This is a genomic window from Streptomyces dioscori (assembly GCF_003024195.1).
In the GTDB taxonomy this organism is placed as follows: Bacteria; Actinomycetota; Actinomycetes; order Streptomycetales; family Streptomycetaceae; genus Streptomyces; species Streptomyces dioscori.
In genome coordinates this window covers 184,416-203,360 of the sequence record NZ_KZ679040.1, presented here as the reverse complement: position 1 = coordinate 203,360, position 18,945 = coordinate 184,416, and the positions used below count along the sequence as shown (strand labels likewise).

The 18,945-nt window shown below is 69.7% G+C and carries 20 protein-coding genes, 1 tRNA gene and 1 riboswitch; of the genes, 8 read left to right on the top strand and 13 right to left on the bottom strand.

Going from position 1 to position 18,945, the window contains the following annotated elements; all coding sequences use genetic code 11:
• The first annotated feature begins 244 nt into the window (after positions 1-244).
• Positions 245-1,567 carry an SGNH/GDSL hydrolase family protein gene (locus C6Y14_RS08915; RefSeq protein ID WP_107016002.1) on the top strand — a complete coding sequence of 441 codons (1,323 nt, stop codon included), beginning with the start codon at positions 245-247 and terminating at the stop codon, positions 1,565-1,567.
• A 342-nt stretch (positions 1,568-1,909) separates the two neighbouring features.
• Here the strand turns inward: C6Y14_RS08915 and C6Y14_RS08910 are convergent, their stop codons facing one another.
• The 4 genes from C6Y14_RS08910 to C6Y14_RS08895 form a co-directional block, all read right to left on the bottom strand.
• The gene (locus C6Y14_RS08910) at positions 1,910-2,653 is read right to left on the bottom strand and encodes a DUF1707 SHOCT-like domain-containing protein (RefSeq protein WP_107016001.1); all 744 of its coding nucleotides are present in this window, start codon (positions 2,651-2,653) and stop codon (positions 1,910-1,912) included.
• Positions 2,654-2,663: 10 nt separating this feature from the next.
• Complete coding sequence (locus tag C6Y14_RS08905) at positions 2,664-3,683, bottom strand: ABC transporter ATP-binding protein (RefSeq protein WP_107016000.1); 1,020 nt, start codon at positions 3,681-3,683, stop codon at positions 2,664-2,666.
• A 6-nt stretch (positions 3,684-3,689) separates the two neighbouring features.
• Entirely contained in the window at positions 3,690-4,502 is an 813-nt protein-coding gene (locus tag C6Y14_RS08900) for an ABC transporter permease (protein ID WP_225891004.1), read from the bottom strand.
• 112 nt (positions 4,503-4,614) lie between these two features.
• Positions 4,615-5,424 carry an ABC transporter permease gene (locus C6Y14_RS08895; RefSeq protein ID WP_107016415.1) on the bottom strand — a complete coding sequence of 270 codons (810 nt, stop codon included), beginning with the start codon at positions 5,422-5,424 and terminating at the stop codon, positions 4,615-4,617.
• Between the two features lie 198 nt (positions 5,425-5,622).
• Here C6Y14_RS08895 and C6Y14_RS08890 point away from each other — a divergent pair, with 198 nt between their 5' ends.
• Positions 5,623-8,193: a transglycosylase domain-containing protein gene (locus tag C6Y14_RS08890; protein WP_107015999.1), complete on the top strand. Its 2,571-nt coding sequence runs from the start codon at positions 5,623-5,625 to the stop codon at positions 8,191-8,193.
• A 27-nt stretch (positions 8,194-8,220) separates the two neighbouring features.
• Here C6Y14_RS08890 and C6Y14_RS08885 read toward each other — a convergent pair whose 3' ends face one another.
• The 3 genes from C6Y14_RS08885 to C6Y14_RS08875 form a co-directional block, all read right to left on the bottom strand.
• A complete protein-coding gene (locus C6Y14_RS08885) occupies positions 8,221-8,541 on the bottom strand; it encodes a DMT family transporter (protein ID WP_107015998.1) in 321 nt (106 codons plus the stop codon).
• A gap of 28 nt (positions 8,542-8,569) precedes the next feature.
• A riboswitch (guanidine-III (ykkC-III) riboswitch) is annotated at positions 8,570-8,634 on the bottom strand.
• 57 nt (positions 8,635-8,691) lie between these two features.
• Complete coding sequence (locus C6Y14_RS08880) at positions 8,692-9,048, bottom strand: GroES family chaperonin (RefSeq protein ID WP_107015997.1); 357 nt, start codon at positions 9,046-9,048, stop codon at positions 8,692-8,694.
• Positions 9,049-9,113: 65 nt separating this feature from the next.
• Positions 9,114-9,470, bottom strand: a complete 357-nt coding sequence (locus C6Y14_RS08875; protein ID WP_107015996.1) for a DUF3618 domain-containing protein — start codon at positions 9,468-9,470, stop codon at positions 9,114-9,116.
• 168 nt (positions 9,471-9,638) lie between these two features.
• Between C6Y14_RS08875 and bcp the strand changes: the two genes are divergently transcribed.
• On the top strand, positions 9,639-10,106 hold the full coding sequence (gene bcp / locus C6Y14_RS08870; RefSeq protein ID WP_107015995.1) for a thioredoxin-dependent thiol peroxidase: 468 nt from the start codon (positions 9,639-9,641) through the stop codon (positions 10,104-10,106).
• Positions 10,107-10,198: 92 nt separating this feature from the next.
• A tRNA-Leu gene (locus tag C6Y14_RS08865) sits at positions 10,199-10,283 on the top strand.
• A gap of 77 nt (positions 10,284-10,360) precedes the next feature.
• Here the strand turns inward: C6Y14_RS08865 and C6Y14_RS08860 are convergent.
• Positions 10,361-10,960: an ArsR/SmtB family transcription factor gene (locus C6Y14_RS08860; RefSeq protein WP_107015994.1), complete on the bottom strand. Its 600-nt coding sequence runs from the start codon at positions 10,958-10,960 to the stop codon at positions 10,361-10,363.
• A gap of 182 nt (positions 10,961-11,142) precedes the next feature.
• Here C6Y14_RS08860 and C6Y14_RS08855 point away from each other — a divergent pair, with 182 nt between their 5' ends.
• Entirely contained in the window at positions 11,143-11,853 is a 711-nt protein-coding gene (locus tag C6Y14_RS08855) for a hypothetical protein (protein WP_225890976.1), read from the top strand.
• Between the two features lies 1 nt (position 11,854).
• Here the strand turns inward: C6Y14_RS08855 and rdgB are convergent, their stop codons facing one another.
• The 4 genes from rdgB to C6Y14_RS08835 form a co-directional block, all read right to left on the bottom strand.
• The gene (gene rdgB / locus C6Y14_RS08850) at positions 11,855-12,457 is read right to left on the bottom strand and encodes an RdgB/HAM1 family non-canonical purine NTP pyrophosphatase (protein ID WP_107015992.1); all 603 of its coding nucleotides are present in this window, start codon (positions 12,455-12,457) and stop codon (positions 11,855-11,857) included.
• 81 nt (positions 12,458-12,538) lie between these two features.
• Positions 12,539-12,943, bottom strand: a complete 405-nt coding sequence (locus C6Y14_RS08845) for a hypothetical protein (RefSeq protein ID WP_107015991.1) — start codon at positions 12,941-12,943, stop codon at positions 12,539-12,541.
• Positions 12,944-13,111: 168 nt separating this feature from the next.
• Entirely contained in the window at positions 13,112-13,849 is a 738-nt protein-coding gene (gene rph / locus C6Y14_RS08840) for a ribonuclease PH (protein ID WP_107015990.1), read from the bottom strand.
• Positions 13,850-13,955: 106 nt separating this feature from the next.
• The gene (locus tag C6Y14_RS08835; protein ID WP_107015989.1) at positions 13,956-14,255 is read right to left on the bottom strand and encodes a glucose PTS transporter subunit EIIB; all 300 of its coding nucleotides are present in this window, start codon (positions 14,253-14,255) and stop codon (positions 13,956-13,958) included.
• Between the two features lie 131 nt (positions 14,256-14,386).
• Between C6Y14_RS08835 and C6Y14_RS08830 the strand changes: the two genes are divergently transcribed.
• Positions 14,387-15,673, top strand: a complete 1,287-nt coding sequence (locus tag C6Y14_RS08830) for a PTS transporter subunit EIIC (protein ID WP_107015988.1) — start codon at positions 14,387-14,389, stop codon at positions 15,671-15,673.
• Positions 15,674-15,995: 322 nt separating this feature from the next.
• Positions 15,996-17,258, top strand: coding sequence for a PTS transporter subunit EIIC (locus C6Y14_RS08825; protein ID WP_107015987.1), 1,263 nt, complete (start codon positions 15,996-15,998; stop codon positions 17,256-17,258).
• A gap of 177 nt (positions 17,259-17,435) precedes the next feature.
• On the opposite strand, the gene C6Y14_RS08820 is transcribed toward C6Y14_RS08825, so the two are convergent.
• Complete coding sequence (locus C6Y14_RS08820) at positions 17,436-18,188, bottom strand: MBL fold metallo-hydrolase (RefSeq protein ID WP_107015986.1); 753 nt, start codon at positions 18,186-18,188, stop codon at positions 17,436-17,438.
• 191 nt (positions 18,189-18,379) lie between these two features.
• Here C6Y14_RS08820 and C6Y14_RS08815 point away from each other — a divergent pair, with 191 nt between their 5' ends.
• Positions 18,380-18,859 (top strand): type II toxin-antitoxin system PemK/MazF family toxin, encoded by a 480-nt coding sequence (locus tag C6Y14_RS08815; protein ID WP_107015985.1) that lies wholly within the window; start codon positions 18,380-18,382, stop codon positions 18,857-18,859.
• The last annotated feature ends 86 nt before the right edge of the window (positions 18,860-18,945 follow it).

The following is an 18,945-nucleotide window of genomic DNA, read 5'->3' as shown; positions in this document are numbered from 1 at the left end:
GCTCCATCCGTTCCCGGTCCCCCATAACGCATTGTTCCAACCTGACCGACTCCTGGAACGGAACAGGAGTTCCCCGCGTCTGTCCGGGCGGGGGATTTCACCGGGGCCCAGGGGCCCTGGCGTGTCCCGAGGGGTCCTGGGGTGTCCCGAGGGGTCCTGTCGGGTTCCTCCCGCGTCATGCCTCATCATGGGGTCATCACACCGGAGCTCCGGGCTCCCACTTTTCCGAGGAGATTCGCACCGCATGACCAAGCGTCACGGTTATGCCTTGCTGGCCGCGATCGTCGCTGTGATCGTCGCCATTTCGACCGCCATATACGTCGGAGTCGCCGCCGACGACGGCGGGGAGACCACGGCCGTCGTCGGCGGCCGGACCCCGCACAACTCGGCGGCCCCCGCCTCCGTCGGCACCTGGGTGGGCGCCTGGTCGGCGTCCCCCGCCGGATCGGAGCCGGGCACCGAGGCGAACGGCATGGCGGGCCGCTCCGTACGCAACGTGGTGCACGTCGGCGTCGGCGGCACCGCGGCCCGGATCACCCTGTCCAACCTGTACGGGCAGCAGCCGCTCAGCATCACGCACGCCTCGGTCGCCGTCGCGGCCACCACGAACGACGCCGCCGCTGCCGCCGACACGATGCGGCGCCTCACCTTCGGCGGCCGCCCCTCGGTGGTGGTGCCCGCCGGGCAGCAGGTCGTCAGCGACGCCGTACGGCTGCTGGTCCCGCACGGCAGCGACGTGCTGGTGACGACGTACTCGCCGACCCCGTCGGGGCCCGTCACCTACCACCCGCAGGCGCGGCAGATCTCGTACACCGCGGAGGGCGACCGTACGGAGGACGTCAGCGGGGTCGCGTACACCGGGCAGACGCCCTACTGGCGGTATCTGACCGCGCTGGACGTGCTCAGCAACGAGTCGCAGGGCACGGTCGTCGTCATCGGCGACTCCCTCACCGACGGGGTGACCTCGACCGTGGGCGAGAACCGGCGCTGGACCGACGTCCTCAACGAACGGCTGCACGCGGCCGGCTCGGACGGGCCCCGCTACAGCGTGGTCAACCAGGGGATCAGCGGCAACCGGGTCCTGGCGAGCGGGCTCGGGCGGCCGGCCGAGAATCCGAGCGGGCTGGTCCGCTTCGACCGTGACGTGCTCGGCCGCACCAACGTCAAGGCGGTCGTCATCGCCCTCGGCGTCAACGACATCCTGCGGACGCCCAACCAGACCAACGCGAACCGGATCACGGCGGGGTTGCGGGAGCTGAAGCGGTTGGCGCATGCGCGGGGGCTGCGGGTGGTCGGGGCGACGCTCATGCCGTTCCAGGGGCATCGCGGTTACCGGCCGCACCTGGAGGACACGCGGCAGGCCGTCAACGCGCAGATCCGCTCCGGGAAGGTCTTCGACGACTACGTCGACTTCGACAAGGCGCTCCGCGATCCTTACAACCCTCGGCGGCTTCGGTCCGACTACGACTCGGGCGACCATCTCCACCCGAGCGACAAGGGCTACAAGCGCATGGCGGAGATCTTCGACGTATCCACCCTGAAGGGCTCGGCCCCGGCCCAGCTCTAGCCCTTACCGGGCGGGGGCTCGTACGTCGACCGCGCCCCGGTGGGGGTTGCCCGCGCAGTTCCCCGCGCCCCTCAAAAGCCCGTGCCTCGACCGCGCCCCGGTGAGGGTTGCCCGCGCAGTTCCCCGCGCCCCTGAAAAGCCCGTGCCTCGACCGCGCCCCGGTGAGGGTTGCCCGCGCCGTTCCCCGCGCCCCTGAAGGGGCGCAGCCCCTCCTAGGGGCGCGGGGAACTGCGCAGTCTTTTGGCTTTTAGGGGCGCGGGGAACTGCGCGGCCGGCCACGACGCACCCGCAGACAACGCACAACCCGCGGAAGCGTAAGGGGGCCATGAGGGGGCACCCCCCTCAGTCCAGGCCCGCTTCCAGTTCCTCCCGGCGCGCAGCCTTGCGTTCAAGCTTTTCGCGCCGCCGCTCCTCCCGCAGGCGGAGCCGTTCAGCCTTCGAGATCTTCCGTTCGACCCCGACCCCGCCCCAGAACGCGAACCCGGTCACCACGACCCGCGGAGCGCCCGGCTCCCCCGCCACCCCCTCCTGGCCATGGTCGAACCCGCCCATGACCCCGATCCCGCGGACCACGACCTCGACCCCCGGCGGCACGACAACGTTCAACCCGCCCATGACGGCGACGCAGTTGACCACGACCTCGCCGTCCGCGAAGTTCGCCTCGCGCAGGTCCACGACGCCACCGCCCCAGAACGCGAAGCAGTTGAACCGTTTCGGCACGGTCCAGTGCCCCCGGCGTTCGAACCCGGACATGACCGCGACGCCCCACCGGGACGTACCCTCGCCGCCGACGATCCGGCTCGCCCAGTCCCGCGGACCGACGGCGCCGGCACTCCGCTTGACCATCGACACGGCCGGAGCGGGGGCCACGGCACCGGCCCCGGGCAGATCCCGCGTGATCGGCTCCAACTCCCCGTACGTACGCGCCTTGTACGTGGACTCCAGCCGCTCCTCGAACTCCGCCATGTCCAGGCGGCCCTCGGCGAGGGCGTCCCTCAGCACTTCGGCGACCTGTTCACGATCGGCGTCGGAGGCGCGCAACTCGGGGAGTGAGCCGGAAGGTTCGGCCGGGAGTTCGTCCGTCATGGACAGAAGCCTACGAGGTTGCCTTGCCCGCGTACATGCGGCTGATGACCGCCTCGATGTCGGGTTCCCGCACCGACAGGTCGACCAGCGGATACTCCGCCGCGATCCGTGCCACCAGCGGCGCCGCCGACTGCGCCGCCGGGAAGGCGAGCCACTGCCGGGGCCCCTCGACCTTCACCACCCGTGCAGACTCCACGTCGATGGGCGGAAGTTCGCGTTCCAGGTCCACGACCAGCGTCCGCTCACTCTCGCCGACCTCGTGCAGCCCGGTCAGCGGGCCGTCGTACATCAGGCGTCCGTGGTCGATGACCATCACCCGCCGGCACAGCTGCTCGATGTCGGAGAGGTCGTGGGTCGTCAGGAGCACGGTCGTGCCGCGGTCCGCGTTGAGGTCCCGGAGGAACTCCCGCACCCGCACCTTGCTGACCACGTCGAGCCCGATCGTCGGCTCGTCCAGGTACAGCACCTCGGGGTCGTGCAGCAGCGCCGCCGCGATGTCCCCGCGCATCCGCTGCCCGAGGGACAGCTGCCGTACGGGTACGTCGAGCAGTTCGCCCAGTTCCAGGAGTTCGACGCACCGGTCGAGGTTCTCCTTGTACCGCGCGTCCGGGATCCGGTACATGCGGTGCATCAGCCGGTACGAGTCGATCAGCGGGAGGTCCCACCACAGGGTGGTCCGCTGCCCGAACACCACGCCGATGCGCTGCGCGAGCCGGGTGCGTTCACGGGAGGGGTCGATGCCCGCGACGCGCAGGCGCCCGCCGCTGGGTGTGAGGATGCCGGTGAGCATCTTGATGGTGGTGGACTTGCCCGCGCCGTTCGGCCCGATGTAGCCGACCATCTCGCCGCGCGACACGGTGAAGGAGATCGAGTCGACCGCCCGCACCTGCCGCCGCTCACTGCGCAGGAAGCCGGTCTTCTTGCGTACGTCGAAGACCTTCTCCACGCCGTCGAGGCTGATGAAGTCGCTGTCGGAAGCGGAGGCGGAATCGGAGGCGGTCACTCCCGTGTCCGCGTGCGTGGATCTCATGTGCGGTCAACTCCCCGTGCTGCGGTACGAACGAAGGCCCGCCCGCCACGCGAGGCCCGAGAGCCCGCAGCAGGCGACGGCCACGAGTGGCGGCAGGAACGCGGTCCACTCCGGCAGGTCGAGCGGATACGGCAGCCCGAGCACGTACAGCGCGGGCACCCAGTTGACGAAGGCCAGCGGCAGCACGAAGGTCACCCCGCGCACCAGGTCCTTCGCGAAGACGGTCGGCGGATACTGCAGCAGCGTGGTGCCGCCGTACGTGAACGAGTTCTGCACCTGGGACGCGTCCTGCGCCACGAACTGGAACGCCCCGCCCGCCACGAACACCGCCGAGAAGATGGCGGCCCCGCTGACCACCATCACCGGCATCAGCAGCACCTTCGCCGGGGTCCAGTCGATGTCGACCACGGTGAGCGCGTACCCGAGGACCAGCAGCCCCTGGGTGACCCGGCCCAGGCGCCGCAGCGCGAACCGGTCCGCGGCGACCTGCGCGAGCACCGGCGCGGGGCGTACGAGCAGGGTGTCGAGCGTGCCGTCCCGCACCCGCTGCCCGAGCCGGTCCATCGAGCCGAGTGTCAGATCGGCGACGCCGAACGCGGCGCTGGACAGCCCGTACAGGAACGCCACCTCGCCGAGCGAGTAGCCGCCGAGCTGGTCGACGCGCGAGAACATCAGCAGGATCGCGACGAAGTCGAGGACGGTCCCCGCGAAGTTGCCGAAGAGGGTCATCGCGAAGGACGCGCGGTACGCCATCGTCGAGCGGATCCACATCCAGGCGATCAGCCGGTAGGCGCGCAGCCCGTCCACGAGCCGCGACACGTACGTCGGCGCCGGCCCGAAGCCGGTACCGGGCCCGGATCCGGAACCGGTATCGCTGCCGGAACCGGAGCCGGAGCCCGTATCGCCCTCGGAGCCGCGCTTCTCCCGCAGGTCAGCCACCCTGGACCACCACCCTCCGTGTCGCCGCCGACTGGACCAGCCGGCCCAGCGCCAGCAGTCCGACGGCCCAGGCTGCCTGGAAGGCGTACGTACGCAGCAGCGCGAAGCCCGTGCGCTCGCCCAGCAGCACGTCCGCCGGGACCTGTACCAGCGCCGACCAGGGCAGCACGCGGGCCAGCTCGCCGAGCGCGCCCGGGAAGACGTTCAGCGGCAGGGTCATCCCGGAGAAGAACAGTCCCGCGAGGACGGCCAGCTGCTGCACCCCCGCCCCGTCCATGAACCAGAACGCCGCCAGCGCCACGAGATAGCGGATCGCGAAACTCACCAGGACCCCCAGCGCCACGGCGACGAGGAACGCCAGCCAGGTCCAGGCGTCCGCCGGCAGCGCGAGCTGGAAGACGAACCCGCCGAACACCATCGGCACCACCCCGCGCCCCAGCAGCTGGAACGCGGCCCGTCCGGAGTCCGCCGCCAGCCACCAGGCCTGCAGGTCCACGGGCCGGTAGAGGTCGATCGCGATGTCACCCGTACGGATTCTCTCGATCAGCTCGTCCTCGAAGCCGCCGCCCATCACCGCGACCACCGCCAGCAGCCCCTGTCCCACCCACACGTACGTCACCGCCTGGGCCTGGTCGTACCCGCCGAGCCCGGGTCTCTCGTCCCACAGCGCGATGTACGTGTACGCCAGGATCAGCCCGAAGACCGTGTTGGTGAACACGCCCGCGGCGGTGGCCACCCGATAGGTCGCGTACCGCCGGAACCCGCCCGCCGCGACGGCCGCGTACAACCTCCAAGCCCGCACCACGAACCCTCTCCAGCCGTTCCGAGCCAAAGCGCTGGAGCCTAGTCCGGGGGCGGTACCGCGTGCCAGGCATTTTCTCCTGGGACGCGTGCCACGCACTGGGAACGATTCGCCGGGTGGGACAGTCTTCAAGGGAGGGCGCAGCAGGCGTACGAGGGCGTACCAGACGTACGACGTGAAACGGGAGCACGGCACAAGATGAACGACCAGCCGCAGCCGCAGCAGCCGAGCGAGGGCTGGGCACCGAGAGATCCCGACTCCGCCTCGGCGGACGCGGGCAAGCCGGGGAAGCCCGGTGACCCGGGTAAGCCTGGTGATTCCGCCAAGCCCGGTGAACCGCGTGAACCGGGTGAGCCGGACGACCCGGGCGCGCGCGACGACGCGACCATGGCGTTGACGGCCACGTCCGTCGACGGGGAAGCCGCCCCCGGTGAGAAGACCGGGAAGACCAAGAAGACCAAGCGGCCCAAGCGCACCGGCTGGAAGCGGCTGATCCCGACCTGGCGGATGGTGCTCGGCACGTTCGTCGGCGTGATCCTGCTGCTCGTCGGCGCCTTCGCGCTCGGCTACTACCTGGTGAAGATCCCGTCGGCGAACGCGACCGCGATCAAGCAGAGCAACGTCTACCTGTACGCGGACGGCAGCCAGCTCGCCCGCGACGGCGAGGTGAACCGCGAGAACGTGGACCTGTCCCTGATCTCCAAGGACGCCCAGCACGCGGTGCTCGCCGCCGAGGACCGCGACTTCTACACCGAGTCCGCGGTCGACCCCAAGGCGATGCTCCGCGCGGGCTGGAACACCGCGACCGGCAAGGGCAAGCAGTCCGGCTCGACGATCACCCAGCAGTACGTGAAGAACTACTACCTGGCTCAGGAGCAGACGGTCACGCGGAAGGTGAAGGAGTTCTTCATCTCCATCAAGCTGGACCGTGAGAAGAGCAAGGACGACATCCTTGAGGGCTACCTCAACACCAGCTACTTCGGCCGCAACGCGTACGGCATCCAGGCGGCGGCCCAGGCCTACTACGGCGTGGACGCCAAGGGCCTGTCGGCCGGACAGGGCGCCTACCTGGCGGCGCTCCTGAACGCGCCGAGCGAGTACGACGTGGTCGCGCACCCCGAGAACAAGCCGGCCGCGCTGGCCCGCTGGAACTACGTGCTCGACGGCATGGTCAAGAAGGACTGGATCAGCGAGTCGGAGCGGGCCGGCGTCGAGTTCCCGGCACCCAAGGAGACGGTGGTCGCGGCCGGGATGTCGGGCCAGCGCGGCTACATCGTCAAGGCCGTCAACGACTACCTCGCCGACAACAAGATCCTCGGCGAGGACGCGCTGAACGCGGGCGGCTACCGCATCACGACCACCCTGCAGAAGCCCAAGCAGGACGCCTTCGTGAAGGCCGTCGACGACCAGGTGATGGACGAACTCGACAAGAAGAACCGCAAGGTCGACAACTACGTCCGCGCGGGCGGCGCCTCCATCGACCCGAAGACCGGCAAGGTCCTCGCGATGTACGGCGGCATCGACTACACGAAGCAGTACTACAACAACGCCACGCGCCGGGACTACCAGGTCGGCTCCATCTTCAAGCCGTTCGTGTTCACCGCGGCCGTGCAGAACGACTCGGTCACCCAGGACGGCCGCACGATCACCCCGAACACCGTCTACGACGGCACGAACAAGCGGCCCGTGCAGGGCTGGGACGGCGGCACGTACGCCCCGGAGAACGAGGACCAGGTCTCGTACGGCCAGATCCCGGTCCGTACCGCCACCGACAAGTCCGTGAACTCCGTGTACGCGCAGCTGGCCGTGGACGTCGGCTCCAAGAAGGTCGAGCAGACCGCCGTCGACCTGGGCATCCCCTCCGACACCCCCGACCTGACCGCGTCCCCGTCCATCGCGCTCGGCACCGCCACCGCCAGCGTCCTCGACATGGCGGAGGCGTACGCGACCCTCGCCAACCACGGCAAGCACGGCACGTACACGATGATCGAGAAGGTCACCAAGGACGGCTCCGAGGACGTGAAGCTGCCGGACGAGAAGACCGAACAGGCCGTCAGCCGGGAAGCCGCCGACACCACCACCTCGATCCTGCAGAGCGTCGTCGAGGGCGGCACCGGTACGGCCGCGCAGGCCGCCGGACGCCCCGTGGCGGGCAAGACCGGCACCGCGGAGGACGACAAGGCGGCCTGGTTCGCGGGCTACACCCCGAACCTCGCCACCGTCGTCGCCGTGATGGGCCAGGACCCCGACACGGGCGAACACAAGGCGCTGTACGGGGCGCTCGGGCAGGCACGTATCAACGGCGGCGGGTACCCGGCGCAGATCTGGGCCCAGTACACGAAGGCCGCGCTGAAGGGCGCGAAGGTCCAGGACTTCGACCTGAACCTCCAGGACGGCGCCGAGGAACAGGAACTCCCGCCGGCCGACCCCGACGAGGACGCGACCGCCACGGGCGGCAGCACCACCGACGGCGGCACGACCACCGGCGGCGAGGAGACCCCGGACACCCAGGGCCAGGACAACGGCGGCACCACCACCGACGGGGGCACCACCGGCACCGGCGGTACGACGACCGACGGCGGCGGCACCACCACGGACGGCGGCACCACCGGCACCGGCGGCACGACGACCGACGGCGGGGCGACCACGGACGGCGGCACGGGCGGCACCACCGGGGACGGCGGCGCCACGACGGACGGCGGCACGGGCGGCACCACCGGGGACGGCGGGGTCGGCAGCACGGGGACGACGTTCGGGGACTTCCCGTAGCCGTGCTGCTCAGGTAGTGGTCTGCTGCTAGTGGCCGGAGGTCGCCTTCAGTCCGACCACGGCCACCAGCAGCAGGCAGACGAAGAAGATCCGGGCGGCGGTCGTCGGTTCACCGAGCACCGCCATGCCGTACACCGCCGCCCCCGCCGCACCGATGCCCACCCAGACGCCGTACGCGGTACCGATGGGCAGCGTCTTCGCCGCGTACGACAGCAGCAGCATGCTGGCGACGATGCCGGCACCGGTGAGCACGCTGGGCACGAGCCGCGTGAACCCCTCGGTGTACTTCATACCGACCGACCAGCCGACTTCGAGCAGACCGGCGACGATGAGCAGGACCCAGGCCATGAGGCACCTCCGTGAAGGAATCAACAGGGGTGCGTCGTCTTTGCCTGTCCCGGTACGGCGCGTCTCGTCGGGTTGCTTCCAAGGTAGCAAGGAGCAGACGGAAGGGGCTGGTGACGATGGTCACCAGCCCCTTCTGACGTTTCTGGAGAGCTAGAGGTACAGGCCGGTGGAGTCCTCGGACCCCTCGAACCGGTCCGCGGCGACGGCGTGCAGATCCCGCTCGCGCATCAGCACGTACGCGGTGCCGCGCACCTCGACCTCGGCGCGGTCCTCCGGGTCGTACAGCACCCGGTCGCCCGGCTCCACCGTCCGTACGTTCTGCCCGACCGCCACGACCTCGGCCCAGGCGAGCCGCCGGCCCACCGCCGCGGTCGCGGGGATCAGGATGCCGCCACCGGACCGGCGCTCGCCCTCGGCGGCGTCCTGCCGCACGAGCACACGGTCGTGCAGCATCCGGATGGGCAGCTTGTCGTGCTGGCTGCTGGGCTCAGTCCTCTTGGCGCTCACGGTCCGAATTTACCTGCCTTCGCGCCAGTCGTACGCGGGCGGGGTACGGAAGGCTTCGGCCCCGTTCAACGCCTGCGGCGCCTGGGGCGTCCGGAGCGCCTGGAGCCCAGGGTGAGCAGTCCGACGACGCCGACCACCACGAGGGCCACGGGCACGATGCGGTCCAGCCGCGGTGCTCCGTCCTCCGTGACGAACTGGCCCTTCACATCGTCGACGACGCGGTTGACGCCGACGTAGGCGCGTCCGAGGGTGTGGTCGACGCTGGACGCCACCTTGGCCTTGGCATCCCCGACGATGGTCTTCGGGTGCACCCGCACACCGATCTCGTCGAGCGTCTCGGCGAGGGTTTCGCGACGGCGTTTGATGTCCGCCTCGATCTGCGCCGGAGTCCTGGTGTCCGGCGTGCTCGACGTGTCCGACACGCGCTGCCTCCGTAATCGTGGTCGTTTCTTCCCGTGGCCGGTCCATGGCCTGTTCCTGTCGGCCCTGTACCTGATCGACAGTCTGTCAGCTTCACCCTCCGCGCACCGCCCGGCACCCCCATTACGCTCGGTTCCGTATCCACCACCTCGCAAGGAGACCGAACCGAGATGAGCGAGCGACTCCAGCCCGGCGACACCGCCCCCGCCTTCACCCTGCCCGACGCCGACGGCAACGAGGTGTCCCTTGCCGACCACAAGGGCCGCAAGGTCATCGTGTACTTCTACCCGTCCGCGCTCACTCCAGGCTGCACCAAGCAGGCCTGCGACTTCACCGACAACCTGGACCTGCTCGCGGGCGCCGGCTACGACGTCATCGGCGTCTCCCCCGACAAGCCGGAGAAACTCGCCAAGTTCCGCGAGCAGGAGAACCTGAAGGTCACCCTGGTCGCCGACCCGGACAAGACGGTCCTGGACGCGTACGGCGCGTTCGGCGAGAAGAAGAACTACGGCAAGACCTACCTGGGCGTCATCCGCTCCACGATCGTGGTGGACGAGGAGGGCAAGGTCGAACGGGCCCTGTACAACGTCCGCGCCACGGGCCACGTCGCCAAGATCATCAAGGACCTGGAGATCTGACACCCGGTTCCGGGCACCTGTGGCCCCGTGGACCCCATGACGCAAACCCCCGCCGACCGCCGACCACTTGACCGGTACGATGGCTTGCGCTGGCGGCGGTGGCGCAACGGTTGACGCAGCAGACTTAGGATCTGTGGCCCGTGAAACGGCTTGAGGGTTCGAATCCCTTCCGCCGCACGGCAAACGGCCTGTGAACCGAAGGTTCGGTTCACAGGCCGTTGTTCTGCGCCAAGCGTGGCACCCACCACTTCGCGCTACCGCTCCGCCGGCAGCGCGAACCATCGCAGCAGCACCGGCCTCGCGTCCGGCGGGGCATCCTCCGGGCCCCGGGCGAAGCGGGTCAGCAGGTCCAGGTAGGCGTCGTGGAACGCGGTCACCTCGTCCTTGGTGAGGTGACTGAGACTGCGGGAGCCGCGCATCCAGCCCTCCGACTCCCCCTGCCCCTCCGTGAACCGGCGGGCCAGCTCGATGTCCTCGTCCAGCCGCAGGCGGTCCAGGGCTCCCGCGACCGCCTGCTCGCCGTCGGTCATCTCGTCCTGCGCCGGCCTGCGTACGTCGAGGCCGCGCACCGCCCGCCACCAGCGCTCACGGCTGTTGGGCCGTTCCGGTACGTCCTCGATGAAGCCGCCGCTCTCCAGCCGGCGCAGGTGGTAGCTGAGCGTCCCGGTGTTCTCCCCGAGCGCGGCGGCGAGGGTCGTGGAGGTCGCCGGGCCCGAGACGGCGAGGTGGCGGAGGATCTTCAGCCGCAGCGGGTGGGCGAGCGCTTTGAGGGCCGCGGGGTCGCTGACGGTACGGCGCTCACCACCCGGCTCCGACGTCGCGTGCGCGGGCTGTGACTCACCTTCGTCGCTCATGGGGGCAGCCTACCGCCCGGACAGCCGAATCTCTGCAGAGATATTACTGCAGAATTTTCTCTGCAGACCTTCCATTGCAGAGGAACGGCTGCAATCCTTGAGGAAGCGCGGCGGGGCGGCAGCCTCCCGCTCATCCGAACGCTCACCTGGGGGTTTTCATGTTTCGAGTCCGACGTGTCGCGATGGCGTTGTCCGCCGTGGCCCTCGCCGCAGGCATGAGCGCGGCGGCGGTGGCGCCCGCTCATGCCGGGCCCGGCGCACGCTCCGGCCCCGGCCATGACCTCGGCACGCGAGATCGTGGCTTTCAGGACTGTCCCGCCCTCTCCGAGTTGCCCCCGGGTGCCGATCCGGCGAAATGGCGCTGCGAGGCGATGACGGCCGCCGGGCATCTCACGCTCGGCCGGGTCGATGTCGAGGTGCCGGCCGACCGGCCGCTCGCGATCACGTTCGCGGAGGGCACGGTGGACGGCGAGTTCCGTCAGGTGTTCGGCGCGATGGCCGCCACTCCCCTGCGCGTCGGGGGTACGCCGCTGTCGATCACGCCCCGGTACGGCGGGTACTCCGACTTCCAGTCGAACGACGAGCGGCGCGGCGAGCTGGATCTGACGTTCCGGATATCCGGACCCGGGGTGCCGCCCGGCTGCTCCATAGGCGGCGGGGCGGACCCGGTCCATCTGGTGCTCATCGAGACGGATCCGCCGAAGGTCGTCACGCCGGACCCGCTGGTCGTCACCTTCGGAGTGGCCGACAACCGCTTCGCCGTGCCGGGGACCTCGGGCTGCGGCCCACTGGGACCCGTGCTCGACAAGGCACTGCGCCTCCCGTCACCGGCGGGCGCGAACGGCATCGACCTGGCCGCCCGGGTGACGATGCGCTCGTACGGGGAGGTGTAGCTCAGCCCAGCAGTTCCTTCACGATCGGTACGAGGTCTCGGAACGCCTTGCCTCGATGGCTGATCGCGTTCTTCTCGTCCGGGGTCAGTTCCGCGCAGGTGCGGGTGTCGCCGTCGGGCTGGAGGATCGGGTCGTAGCCGAAGCCGTGGGTGCCGGAGGGGGCGTGGCGCAAGGTGCCCCGCAGCCGGCCCTCGACCACGCGCTCGGTGCCGTCGGGCAGGGCGAGGGCGGCGGCGCAGGCGAAGTGGGCGGCCCGGTGTCCGTCGGCGATGTCGCCGAGCTGGGCGAGGAGGAGGTCGAGGTTGGCGCGGTCGTCGCCATGGGTGCCGGACCAGCGGGCGGAGAAGATGCCGGGGGCGCCGCCGAGTACGTCGACGCACAGGCCGGAGTCGTCGGCGACGGCCGGGAGTCCGGTGGCCCGGGCGAGGGCGTGGGCCTTGAGCAGCGCGTTCTCGGCGAAGGTGACGCCGGTTTCCTTGACGTCGGGGATGTCCGGGTAGGCATCCGCGCCGACGAGTTCGTGGGACAGATCTGCCGCGGCGAGGATCGCCCTCAGCTCGGTGATCTTTCCGGGGTTGCGGGTGGCGAGGATCAGGCGGGTCATGGTGCTCACCCTAGCCAGGTGGACGCTTGCGTTCGCGTGCCGCCCGTGATCGTTCGCCGCCCGCGGGGCCGGCCGGTGTCGTTACGGGGTGCAGACCTTGGTGAGCTCGCCCGCCGCGTCGGTGACGGGGCTGATGTCCGGGGTCGCGTCGCCGTCGTTGATGGAGTCGCGGACGTTGCCGACCGCCTTCTGGAGGTCGTCCACGGCCTTGTTGATGTCGGTGTCGTCGGTCTTGTCGCCGATGGTGTCGAGGTTCTTGTCGATCGAGTCGAGTGCCTCGTCGGCCTGCGTCGGGTCGTCGGCGGCGTTCTCCACGGCCTGCTGGAGGTCGGTGACGCTGTCGGCGATCGTGTCGGCGGTCTGGACGCAGTCGAGTGCCTTGTTGACGGCGTCGCAGCCGGTGGTGAGCCCGGCCGTCAGCGCGACGGCTGCCACTGCTGCGGCGACGGCGGTGATACGGCGTGGTCGGCGGCGGCTCGCGGCCATGGAACGGTCCTCCCGTGTCAGGCCCCCGAGGGCCCCGTTTCGTAGGCCTCAGGGCCCCCGTTTGGTACTGGCCGGGCGAGACGGTGGTGAGCCGTTCGCCCGTACCTGTGAGGACGCGACCGCCGGTGCCGTGGTTGCCCGTGACCTGCGGCCTTCTTGGGACGCCCTTTACCTTTCGAGGACCGTATCAAGGGCCGTGCGCTGGGCGACAGCGAGTTCCGTGCAGCCCAGGACGGCCAGATCGAGGAGGGAGTTGAGCTCGTCGCGGTCGAACGGCTCGGCCTCGGCGGTGCCTTGGACCTCGACGAAGCGGCCGTCGCCGGTGCAGACGACGTTCATGTCGGTGTCGGCGCGGACGTCCTCCTCGTAGCAGAGGTCGAGGAGGGGGATGCCGCCGACGATGCCGACGGAGACGGCGCTGACGGTTCCGGTGAGGGGCTGCCGGTTGGCCTTGATGAGCTTCTTGCCCTGGGCCCAGGTGACGGCGTCCGCGAGGGCGACGTACGCGCCGGTGATGGCGGCGGTGCGGGTGCCTCCGTCGGCCTGGAGGACGTCGCAGTCCAGGACGATGGTGTTCTCGCCGAGTGCCTTGTAGTCGATGACCGCGCGCAGGGAGCGGCCGATGAGCCGGCTGATCTCGTGGGTGCGGCCGCCGATCTTGCCGCGGACGGACTCGCGGTCGCCGCGGGAGTTGGTGGCGCGGGGAAGCATGGAGTACTCGGCGGTCACCCAGCCTTCGCCGCTGCCCTTGCGCCAGCGCGGGACGCCTTCGGTGACGGAGGCGGTGCAGAAGACCTTCGTGTCGCCGAAGGAGACGAGGACGGAGCCCTCGGCGTGCTTGCTCCAGCCGCGTTCGATGGTGATCGGGCGGAGCTGTTCGGGCGTGCGGCCGTCGATGCGAGACATGGCGAAGAGCCTAGTCGTATACGGGTGAGGGGCCGCCCCGGTCTACGGAAGCGGCCCCTCGGCCGGGTGAGATCTCGACATCCGTCCCGGCGGTCACATCCGGCAGTTACATCATGTCTTCGATGTCGGCGGCGATCGGGTCGGCGTCGGTGCCGATGACGACCTGGATCGCGGTGCCCATCTTGACGACGCCGTGGGCGCCCGCGGCCTTCAGGGCGGCCTCGTCGACCTTGCTCGGGTCGACGACCTCGGTGCGCAGCCGGGTGATGCAGCCCTCGACCTCTTCGATGTTGTCGATGCCACCGAGCCCGGCGACGATCTTCTCAGCCTTGCTGGCCATGTCCTTCTCCCTGATCCGAACCGCTTTGTCGCAGCGCTTTGTCGCAGTAACCCACAGTTGGCCCATCTTCGCGAGCGGCCACGTCGCCTCTGCCGAATGATGGCGATCACGACAGCGAGGACCGTTCGCACATCGTTCGCTGACTGGTCTACACCAGTTTTCGGCGGCCACCAAACCTGGGACGCAGGAGGACACCCATGAGTGCCGACAGCGCGGCCGTGACCGCGCGCTCCCGGTGGAGCGATCTGTTCCAGGGGCTGCAGAAGATGGGCCGCAGCCTTCAACTGCCCATCGCGGTACTGCCGGCGGCGGGCATCCTCAACCGGCTGGGGCAGCCGGACGTGTTCGGGGCCGACGGTCTGGGCTGGACGAACGTCTCGAAGGTGATGGCGGGCGCGGGCGGTGCGCTGCTCGACGGTTCGCTCGGTCTGCCGCTGCTGTTCTGCGTCGGTGTGGCCATCGGGATGGCGAAGAAGGCGGACGGTTCGACGGCTTTGGCGGCCACGGCCGGTTTCCTCGTCTACTACAGCGTGCTGCGGCAGTTCCCGGAGGACTGCGCGGACCAGGCGAAGGTGGTGGCGGCGGGCTGCCAGGCGCAGGACGGCACGGTGGCGGTCTTCACCTACCAGAACCCGGGTGTGTTCGGCGGTATCGCCATCGGGCTGATGGCGGCCTACTTCTGGCAGCGCTACCACCGCACGAGGCTCGTCGACTGGCTGGGCTTCTTCAACGGCCGCCGACTGGTGCCGATCATCATGGCGTTCGTGGCGATCGCGTTCGCCGCGCTGTGCCTGTGGGTGTGGCCGCCGATCGGCCGGGGCCTGGAGGACTTCAGCGACTGGCTGGTGAGTCTGGGCGCGTGGGGTGCGGGCGTCTTCGGTATCGCCAACCGCGCGCTGCTGGTGATCGGGCTGCACCAGTTCCTGAACGTGCCCATCTGGTTCCAGTTCGGCAGCTTCACCAAGCCGGACGGGTCGGTCGTGCACGGTGACATCAACATGTTCCTGGCGGGCGATCCGGATGCCGGGCAGTTCACGTCCGGGTTCTTCCCCATCATGATGTTCGCGCTGCCGGCCGCGTGCCTGGCCATGACGCACTGCGCGAAACCGCACCGCCGCAAGGAGATCGGCGGCCTGATGCTGTCGATCGCGCTGACCTCGTTCGTCACGGGCATCACGGAACCGATCGAGTACTCGTTCGTGTTCATCGCACCGCTGCTGTACGTGATCCACGCGGTGCTCACCGGTGTCTCCATGGCGGTGACGTGGGGGCTCGGGGTGCATGACGGCTTCAGTTTCTCGGCCGGTCTGATCGACTACGTCATCAACTGGAACCTCGCCACGAGACCCTGGGCGATCATCCCGATCGGGCTGTGTTTCGCGGTCGTCTACTACGTGGTCTTCCGTTTCGCGATCACGAAGTTCGATCTGCGGACGCCGGGGCGGGAGCCGGAGGACGAGGTCGAGGACGTGACGAAGGCGTAGCGCGCGGGCGATGAGCCCGCACCTCCCGTACCTCAGGAAGAGCCCCCGGACGACCGGTCCGGGGGCCTTTCGGCGCGTTCCCGGGCCGCGTTCATAACGATATGAGCCGACCCTCCCGCTATGGCCGGGGCCACAAAAGCGGCGGGTTCCTTATCTCACCTTCACCGTGCTACAACAGGTCTACACCACTGAGTGGTGTAGACCACGTGGTCATCGACCGCGTTCCCCCCGAAGACGCTGCCGTCTCCCTTTTCCCTGTCCGCAGGCGGCGCTTTGCCCTCCCCCGGCCTGACGCGGCCGGGGGGACACCCAGGAGGAAGTTGTGTCCACGGCCAGCGCCGCTCCCGCGGCGAACAAGAAGGGTGCCGGCGCGATGGCTGTTCTGCAGCGCATCGGCCGCAGCCTCATGCTCCCGGTCGCCGTCCTGCCCGCGGCAGCACTCCTGGTGCGTCTCGGCAACACCGACATGCTCGGTCGCGAGTCGTTCCCGGCGTTCATCACCAAGATCGCCTCGTTCATGGCGGCGGGCGGCAACGCGATCCTCGACAACATGGCGCTGCTGTTCGCCGTCGGCATCGCGATCGGCTTCGCGAAGAAGTCGGACGGCTCCACGGCCCTCGCGGCGGTCACGGGCTACCTCGTCTTCAAGAACGTGCTCGCCACGTTCACCGACAAGAACCTGCCGCAGGTCGCGAAGGCCGTCGACGGCAAGGTCGTCATGGTCGACGCGCCCGTGGACGCCAAGGTCCTCGGCGGTGTCGTCATGGGCATCGTGGTGGCCCTGCTCTACCAGCGCTTCCACCGCACCAAGCTGCCCGACTGGGCGGGCTTCTTCAGCGGCCGCCGCCTGGTCCCGATCCTGTCCGCCTTCGCGGGTCTGGTGCTCGGCATCGTCTTCGGCTACATCTGGCCGGTCCTCGGCGCCGGTCTGCACAACTTCGGTGAGTGGCTGGTCGGTTCGGGCGCTGTCGGCGCCGGCATCTTCGGTGTCGCCAACCGCGCGCTGATCCCGATCGGCATGCACCACCTGCTGAACTCCTTCCCCTGGTTCCAGGCCGGTGAGTACGAGGGCAAGAGCGGTGACATCTCCCGCTTCCTGGCCGGTGACCCGACCGCCGGACAGTTCATGACCGGCTTCTTCCCGATCATGATGTTCGCGCTCCCCGCGGCCTGCCTCGCCATCGTCCACTGCGCCCGCCCCGAGCGCCGCAAGGTCGTCGGCGGCATGATGTTCTCCCTGGCGCTGACCTCGTTCGTCACGGGCGTGACCGAGCCCATCGAGTTCACCTTCATGTTCATCGCGCCGGTCCTGTACGCGATCCACGCGGTCCTCACCGGTGTCTCCATGGCGCTGACCTGGGCACTCGGCATGAAGGATGGCTTCGGCTTCTCGGCCGGCGCGGTCGACTTCGGCCTCAACCTGGGCATCGCCACCAACCCGTGGGGCCTCGTCCTGGTCGGTCTGTGCTTCGCGGTGGTCTACTACGTGGTCTTCCGCTTCGCGATCACCAGGTTCAACCTGCCGACTCCGGGCCGTGAGTCGGACGAGGAACTCGCCGAGCTGCAGAAGGCGGAAGCCAAGTAGCCCCGGGCTCCTCCTCGACCTGAAGGAATTCCCCGGACCGCCTGCGGGCGGTCCGGGGAATTCCGCGTTCACGGGGCGGGAACCGCCCGACGCGCCCGAGGACTCAGATCTCCGGGCCGGGACGCCCGAGGACTCAGATGTCCGGGCCCGGACGCCCGAGGACCCAGATGTCTGGACTCAGATGTCGTACGTCGCTCGCGGCGTCGCCAGTTCCACCGGGCCGGTGAAGACCTCGCGGGCGTGGTCCAGATTCGCCTGGGGATCCGTCCACGGTGGGATGTGGGTGAGGACCAGGCGGCGCGCGCCGGCCCGGGCCGCGGTCTCGCCGGCCTCGCGGCCGTTGAGGTGCAGGTCCGGGATGTTCTCCTTGCCGTGGGTGAACGCGGCCTCGCAGAGGAACAGGTCCGTGTCCCGGGCCAGTTCGTCGAGCGTGTCGCACACGCCCGTGTCCCCGGAGTAGGTCAGCGACCGCCCGCCGTGCTCCACACGGATGCCGTACGCCTCCACGGGATGCCTGACCTTCTCGGTGTGCACCGAGAACGGGCCGATCTCGAAGGAGCCCGGCTTGACCGTGTGGAAGTCGAAGACCTCGCTCATGGAGGAGGCGGAGGGGGTGTCCGCGTACGCGGTGGTCAGACGCTGCTCCGTGCCCTCGGGTCCATAGACCGGGATCGGATCGCAGCGGCCGCCGTCATGGCGGTAGTAGCGCGCGACGAAGTACGCGCACATGTCGATGCAGTGGTCGGCGTGCAGATGGCTGAGGAAGATCGCATCAAGGTCGTAGAGACCGCAGTGGCGCTGCAGCTCGCCAAGGGCACCGTTGCCCATGTCGAGTAGCAGCCGGAAGCCGTCGGCCTCGACGAGGTAGCTCGAACAGGCCGATTCCGCGGACGGGAACGACCCCGAGCAGCCGACGACGGTGAGCTTCATAGAGCAGAAACCTCCGCGGGCGGGGAGTGAAGACGGGGGTCGTGACAGGGGTCGTGCGGTCCGTCGAGCGTAAGGCGCGAAAGGGCGGGTCGCTCCTCCGTCGAGGGCTGTTGTGGGGGAACTCACCTGCGGTGTCACCGGTATGGGGGCGCACGGGCGTGGGCTCGGGCCTCGCGGGTACCGTCCTACGCATGAACATGTCGTGGTGGCTCGCGCTGGCGGCGGTGGTGCTGCTCGCGGCCGTGGCGACGTTCGTGGACGGGTGGGGGCGGGGTCGCAAGCCGTCCGCTCGGCGGCGTCCCGCGCGGCGTCCCACGCGGCGACCGCCCGGGCGCGCCGACGAGGTCCGGCGCCCGGCGCGGCCCCGGCCCGCCGAGATCTGGTGGGCGAACGTGCCGTTCGAGGACGGGCCCGGGGCGAAGGACCGGCCGTGCCTGGTCCTGTCGGTACGGGGACGCAAGGCCGTGGTCGCGAAGATCACGACGAAGTACCACGACGACGGGCGGGGCGGGGTCATCGCGCTGCCCGCGGGGGCGGTGGGGGACGCGCGGGGGCGCGCGAGTTTTCTGGAGACGGGTGAGTTGCGGGGCGTGCCGGTACGGGAGTTCCGGCGGCGGGTCGGAGAAGTGGACGCGCGGGTCTGGGACCGGGTCCGACACCTGGCGCGGTAGGGCGTTTTCTCGCCCCCGCCGCCCCTACCCTTCCCGTCACTGACTCGGGGGCGCTGCCCCCGAACCCCCGCTCCTCAAACGCCGGA